Raw genomic sequence first — 1,243 nt, forward strand, 5'->3', positions numbered from 1 at the left:
GAAGAGCAGCGCGACGAAACTGCCGACGAAGGCCGCCGGGCGGGCCCGCACCGAGGCGACGGCCAGGCCGAGGCTGCTCATGCCGCCACCGCCGAACCGGTGGCGGCGGCACGGGCGGTGAGGCGCAGCAGGTGGTCGGAGACGGTCTGCGGGTCGGGGCGCTCCAGCGCGGAGACCAGCAGGCCGTCGGCGAGGAAGAGCACCCGGTCCGCGTGCGAGGCCGCCACCGGGTCGTGGGTGACCATCACCACCGTGGCGCCCAGCTCGTCCACCGCCCGGCGGAGCAGGCCCAGCACCTCGTGCGCGGTCCGGGCGTCCAGTGCGCCGGTCGGCTCGTCCGCGAAGACCACCTCCGGGTCGGTGACCAGGGCGCGGGCGATGGCCACCCGCTGCTGCTGGCCGCCGGAGAGCTGGTGCGGGCGGCGGCCGCCGTGCTCCGGCAGGCCGACCCTGGCGAGGAGTTCGTCGGCGCGGCGGCGGTCCTGGCGGGCACCGGCCAGGCGCTGCGGGAGGAGGACGTTCTGACGGACGGTCAGGGAGGGGAGGAGGTTGAAGGACTGGAAGACGAAGCCGATGCGGGTGCGGCGCAGCCTGGTCAGCTTGTTCTCGCCGAGGGTGGCCAGGTCGGTGCCGCCGAGCAGCACCTGGCCGGCGTCCGGGCGGTCGAGGCCGGCGGCGCACTGGAGGAAGGTGCTCTTGCCGGAGCCGGACGGGCCCATCACCGCGGTGAAACCGCCCCGGGGCAGCACCAGGTCGATGCCGCGCAGGGCCTGCACGGAGCCGAAGCGGCGTTGGACGCCGCGTAGTTCGACGGCGGCGGGGTGGTCGTGGTGGGTGGCCATCGGGGTCCTTCCGGGGCGGGATCTTCGGCGCTTACCAACCTAGGAACGCCGCGGCCTCGGGACCATGGAGTCCCCTGGCGTCCCTCGGGTGGGGATAACCCCCGGACGTGGTTGCGCCCCTGCGGGGGCGCGGGGAACTGCGCGCTGGGGAACGGCAGCGCGTGCAACTGGCTCACTTGCCCCGATCTCACGCTGGGCCGCCTTCCGATTCGCGCCCGCGCGGCGGAGCCGCAGATCAGCAGAGCCTTGCGCCCCTGCGGGGCGCAAGCCGGTGCACCTGCGCGGTGACCAGTCGGCGGACGGGGCGGTGGGGGGTGGTGGGACTGGCTATGGTGGGTCGGTCTGGCTGTTGCGATGCGTTCGGAGGCGGTATGTCGGCGACCCGGTACACCTACCTGGGG

1 protein-coding gene is annotated in these 1,243 nt (G+C 74.5%); it reads right to left on the bottom strand.

Annotation, left to right across the window (positions count from 1 at the left end; genetic code table 11):
- Positions 1-77: 77 nt before the first annotated feature.
- A complete protein-coding gene (locus tag ACZ6ZR_RS38700; RefSeq protein ID WP_465650727.1) occupies positions 78-842 on the bottom strand; it encodes an ABC transporter ATP-binding protein in 765 nt (254 codons plus the stop codon).
- Between the last annotated feature and the right edge of the window lie 401 nt (positions 843-1,243).

Source organism: Kitasatospora sp. NPDC088742, assembly GCF_055584905.1.

What these genes read in the sequence shown, in the direction of transcription:
- ACZ6ZR_RS38700 (WP_465650727.1), bottom strand. Translation starts at nt 842, where the DNA reads ATGGCCACCCACCACGACCACCCCGCCGCCGTCGAACTACGCGGCGTC.